The organism is Thermovirga sp., assembly GCA_012523215.1.
Classification (GTDB): domain Bacteria; phylum Synergistota; class Synergistia; order Synergistales; family Thermovirgaceae; genus 58-81.
Genome location: JAAYIZ010000226.1, coordinates 1 through 4,717, shown reverse-complemented (window position 1 = coordinate 4,717; position 4,717 = coordinate 1). Strand labels below are relative to the sequence as shown.

Below are 4,717 nucleotides of genomic sequence, written 5' to 3'. Positions count from 1 at the left end.
CCTTTGACAGGCTGGAACCCCTTGGCCCAGAGGCGATCCCCGTCTTCGTCGGCGACGCCTCCGCCCTGGCATCCAAGTCCGACACGACCGTGGCTACGGCCATCGGGACGAGCGCCATCGGCGCGGTTCTTCTCGGCCCTGTGGGCCTCGTGGGAGGCCTGCTCGTGAAAGGGGACGCTCCCGATGTGGTCCCGGGAACGCCGATCTACCTGGAGACGGCCTCTTCTTCGGCCGTGAAGGGTTACCCGGTCCCGCCCTCGATCCAGGCGGTCCAGGGAGAGGGCCGACCGCCCGTCCCGTCGGAAGGGCAGCAAGTCCAGGAAGAATTTGAACAACCCATGGAGGGAGACGACTTCCTTGAGTAAAGGCAAAAGAATCATCGCCGTGGTCGCCGCGGGGGTCTTGCTGTTCACCGGGGTGGCCATGGCCGTCGACCTAGGGGACCTCATCGGGGTGATCGGGGGTGGATTGGTCGTAGGCGCCTTGGGTGGCCAGATAAATGATTTCATCAACACCGTCACCTTCAACCGCGGCGTGGGCACCGACGAGGAGACCAAGGTCATCCCCATAGTGTCGGTGGGCAGTGGCACCTCCATCGGCGCGGCCCAAGTGGCCGGCCCCAAGGCGGAAGTGGACAAGGTCAAGGCCGTGGCGGAGCTCTCCGTCAGCTTCATGAAACGCGTAGGAGTGAGGGTGCTGATCCCCATCGACTCCACCAACCCCCTGGAAAGGTTTCGCCGGGTCCAGAAGGTCGGGGTTTCCGCTGTTATCGACTACAAACTTTAGTTGGGGTTTTTCGCCCATGGTTTCAGCCTGAACGGGGGGAGTGCGGTGGTTCCTGAAAGCAAGCGGCGCCTTTTCATGATCGCCGCGATCGTCTTGTTCCTGCTTTTCTCCGTGGGGCTTGCCAGGGACCTCCTCCTCGGCCGGAGCGATGACGCCCCGGCCCCGGAGATTCCCATGGTGATCGTGGAAGGTCTCGACGTCGTCAGGCAGGAGAAGGGTGGAGACTGGTACATGAGGGCCGAAAGGGCCCAAAAGAAAGAAAATCTCAGTGAAGCCGAAAACATTGACGTTCAAATCCGATCAAAGGCAGGATCCCTCTGGGATATAACCGCCCCGAGGGGGATGATTTTCGAGAGCTCCGGCGAAATCAGGCTTTTTGAAGTCCTGGGGCATATCTTACACCCCTCGGGTGAACTCGATTGGAGCGCACCCACCGCCGAATGGGATGACGGGGATTCGGTCTGGAGGCTCCCTGAAGGTCTTGAAGCCCGGGATGATCGCCTCGTCCTCGAGGGAAGCAGGGGCTGGATAACCATGTCCGGTTCAGTCGTCGTGGAGGAAGGAGCCGTGGTCACATGGCAGGGGAAAACCCGCTAAGGCTGGGCATTTCGTTCTTCGCCCTTTCAATTTTTTTGCTCCTCTTTCCCCTCACCGTGATGGCCGGTGACGGCCGGATAGTGCTGGAGGCGGACAGGGTCGAGTTCGACCAGGCCTCGGGTCTCGCCGTTGCCACGGGGAACGTGCGCATCAGCAGGGACCTGGTAAGGGTCTTCGCCCCCAGGGTCGAGTATTCGGCGGCCGATAACACCATCGAGGCCTTCTCGGATCCCGGCGGCAGGGTGATACTTTTCCACGGTTCCCAGAGACTCGAGGGCCAATGGCTCACCCTCGATATGATCTCCGGCGAGGGGCTCTTCCGGAACGCTTCGGGCAGTTTCCCTGCTGAAAAGGGCGAGGTTTACGCCTCGGGTTCCGACGTGACCACGATCCGCGTCAAAGAGGGGCAGCGCCTCGAGTCGGTCCCGGTGAGGATTCAAAAGGGTCTTGTGACGGGGGACCAGGTCTACCGGTGGAAGGATGTCGGTTTCACCACCTGCCCCGCCGAGATCCCCCACTACCAGTTGGTTTCGAAGCGCCTCGTGATCGTCCCGGGCTACCGGATCTTTGCCTCGAAGCCGGCCATCTACATAGGGGGAAAGTACCTTCTTTCGTACCCCTTCGACTATGTCATCGATCTTTCGGACGGTAGCCGCAGCCAGTTCCTTCCCCGGGTGATGTACGAGGGAGACAAGGGTGTGGGGGTATCCTATGGAGCCCCGCTCGTCATGGGCGATGTCAACGTGCTGTGGAAGGCCTTCCTTTGGTCCGACATAGGATTCGAGGGCATCCTGTCCGTTGATTACCGGTACAGCGAGGGAATCCTTCTTTTTGCCGATGCCTCCTACACCTGGGACGGGGATAGAGAGGAGAAAAGGCTCCGCCCGAGATGGGGCGTGGATTACGAATTTGGAGGATGGACGGGAAGGTTGTGGTGGTCCCGGGCGGAGAGCGTCGAGGTGGAAAGGGACCTGGGCGATACCTTCAAAGGCGTTCTCGACAGGAGCCCCGAGTTTACGCTGTTCTCACCCTGGTGGTCCCTTCCCGCCTCGACCGGGCAATGGCGTTTCATGGCGACCTGGGGTGATTACGAGGTCTCTTCCGAAGGGGGCACGGTGAAGTCGGGGGCTTCCAGGCTTGGCCTCGGGGCGGCTTACGAAGGTGAGGGGAAGCTTGGAAGCATCAAGCCCTTCTGGGGGGCCGAGTACTGGTGGTACGACTACGGGTCGGCTGACGGTAGCCAGAAGATCATGACCGTGAGGCTCGGCCTTTCCTGGCCCCTGGGTCCGGTCACCATGACGAGCCTCTGGAGGAAACGCTGGGTCGAGGGAGGATCGCCCATGGCCTGGGACGATCTCTCCGACAGCGAAGTCTTCTACCAGAAGGCCCTGATCCCCTTCGGGGAGCACTGGAGCCTCGTCGTCCGGGGCGGCTACAACCTCCGCGAGAGTAGCCTCGATGAGATGTACTACCGCCTTAGTTACGACAGCAAATGCTGTTTCAGGGTTGACCTGGTCTACCGCGATGACCTGGTCGGCGAGGACGACTGGGCCGGCTTGGTCTTCGTCCTGAACGCCTTCCCCAGCAACCCCTTTTTCCTGGGCGCGAAAGAGGCCGAGGAGTATATCCCATGATGCCAGCCGATGCTACCAGGGTGGCCGTTCTTTTCGGAGGCGATAGCCCCGAAAGGGAGGTTTCCCTCTCCAGCGGCGGCGCCCTATGCTCCGCCCTGGGGGCCGCAGCTTTTCTCGTGGAACCCCTGGAAGCTGATAACTCCCGATCCATGTTGGAAATGATCGAGCGCTCAGCGGCCGATATCTTCTTCATCGCCCTCCACGGTTCCTGGGGGGAGGACGGAAGGATCCAGGCAACCCTGGACCTGATGGGGAGGGTTTATACTGGATCGGGTGCCACGGCCTGCGCCCTGGCCATGGACAAGCGGGCGAGCAAGGCCCTCTTCTCAGCCGACGGCGTGCCGACGCCGCGGGCGGTCTTCCTGTTTTCTGGCGAAAGGGTTTCCGGCGATGCCGGGAGAAAGGCAAAGCAGGCCCTCGAACGATGGGGAAGGATCGTGGTAAAGCCCTCGGGGTGTGGGAGCACGGTGGGAGTGACGATAGTATCCTCGCCTTCGGAGGTGGAGAAAGCCCTTTCGCTGGCCTTCTCCTTGGATAGCGCCGCCCTTGTGGAGGAGTACATTCCCGGGAGGGAGGTCACCGTAACCGTGTGGGAGGAGATGGGAAAGATCTCCATCCTCCCCGTGATCCAGATAGAATCCCGCCAGGGTTTTTACAACTACCAGGCCAAGTACACCCCTGGACAGGCGGAGTACCTCTGCCCCGCACCGCTGGCCCCCTCCGAAGAGGCTGCAGTGGCGGAAGCAGCCATCGCCGCCCACAGGTCCCTGGGCTGCAGGATCTTCAGCAGGGTCGACCTACGGCTGACCAGGGAGGGTTATCCGTTGGTCCTGGAGGTTAATACGGTACCCGGCATGACGGCCACGAGCCTGGTGCCGAAGTCCGCGGCCGCCATGGGGTGGGATTTCGATGAACTTGCCCGGAGGATCGTCAGGTCCTCCCTTGAGTTGAGATCCGCGGGAACCCGCCTTTTAACCCGACGGTAGGATGGAGATATCCGTAATCCTGAACTTCCTGGTGCCCTTGGGAACCTCGACGGTGAGTTCCTCCCCGATGACCTTGCCGATCACGGCCTGCCCAACGGGGCTGCTGGCGGATATCTTGTTTGCGGCCGGGTCCGACTCTTCGGAGCCGACAATGGTATAGCGAAGACTGTTGCCGCCATCGAGATCGAGCAGGGTCACCGTCGTCCCGAGGCCGGCCCTCGAGGGATCGATGTCCTCCGGCTCGACTATCTTGGCCTTGCCCAACTGGTATTCCAGCCACTGTATCCTCGTTTCCAGCTTGCCTTGGGCTTCCTTGGCGGAATGGTACTCTGCGTTCTCGTTGAGGTCCCCGAAGCCACGGGCTTCCTCCAGCAACTTTGCGATCTCCTGGCGCCCCTCGCTTCTAAGCGAGACCAGTTCTGCCTTCAGTTTCTCGTATCCCTCCCGGGTCATGTCGATGTGGTCGGAATTTGTAACATCTGACATGTGACAGTCCTCCCTTCGGGGGGAATATGATGTCCGCTGATGGCGTATTTTAACAGACTGTCAAAAGTTGGGCAACAGGGCCAAAATTCCCTTGACAAATCCCCTTGACAAATCCCCCTGAGGGTCCTATAAAGGACGGTAACCGCAGAACATCGCGGTTTAAGATAACGCAAAGGCTATGAAAGGGAGAGTAGCCGTTTTTAGCGCGCCAGAGAGGGGGACCCAAGG

At 60.8% G+C, this 4,717-nt stretch carries 6 protein-coding genes; 5 read left to right on the top strand and 1 reads right to left on the bottom strand.

Features of this window, described 5'->3' with window-relative positions:
* The 5 genes from GX108_06450 to GX108_06430 form a co-directional block, all read left to right on the top strand.
* On the top strand, window positions 1-365 hold a 365-nt coding region (locus tag GX108_06450; protein NLO56675.1), incomplete at its 5' end, for a hypothetical protein.
* On the top strand, window positions 358-786 hold the full coding sequence (locus tag GX108_06445) for a hypothetical protein (protein NLO56674.1): 429 nt from the start codon (window positions 358-360) through the stop codon (window positions 784-786). The genes GX108_06450 and GX108_06445, both read left to right, overlap by 8 nt.
* Before the next feature lie 45 nt (window positions 787-831).
* Window positions 832-1,383 carry a hypothetical protein gene (locus GX108_06440; protein NLO56673.1) on the top strand — a complete coding sequence of 184 codons (552 nt, stop codon included), beginning with the start codon at window positions 832-834 and terminating at the stop codon, window positions 1,381-1,383.
* Window positions 1,362-3,017: a hypothetical protein gene (locus GX108_06435; GenBank protein NLO56672.1), complete on the top strand. Its 1,656-nt coding sequence runs from the start codon at window positions 1,362-1,364 to the stop codon at window positions 3,015-3,017. The genes GX108_06440 and GX108_06435 overlap by 22 nt, the downstream gene beginning before the upstream one ends.
* A complete protein-coding gene (locus tag GX108_06430) occupies window positions 3,017-4,003 on the top strand; it encodes a D-alanine--D-alanine ligase (protein ID NLO56671.1) in 987 nt (328 codons plus the stop codon). The genes GX108_06435 and GX108_06430 overlap by 1 nt, the downstream gene beginning before the upstream one ends.
* On the opposite strand, the gene greA is transcribed toward GX108_06430, so the two are convergent.
* Complete coding sequence (gene greA, locus GX108_06425; GenBank protein ID NLO56670.1) at window positions 3,989-4,489, bottom strand: transcription elongation factor GreA; 501 nt, start codon at window positions 4,487-4,489, stop codon at window positions 3,989-3,991. The two genes, GX108_06430 and greA, sit on opposite strands and share 15 nt — an antisense overlap.
* Window positions 4,490-4,717 lie beyond the last annotated feature (228 nt).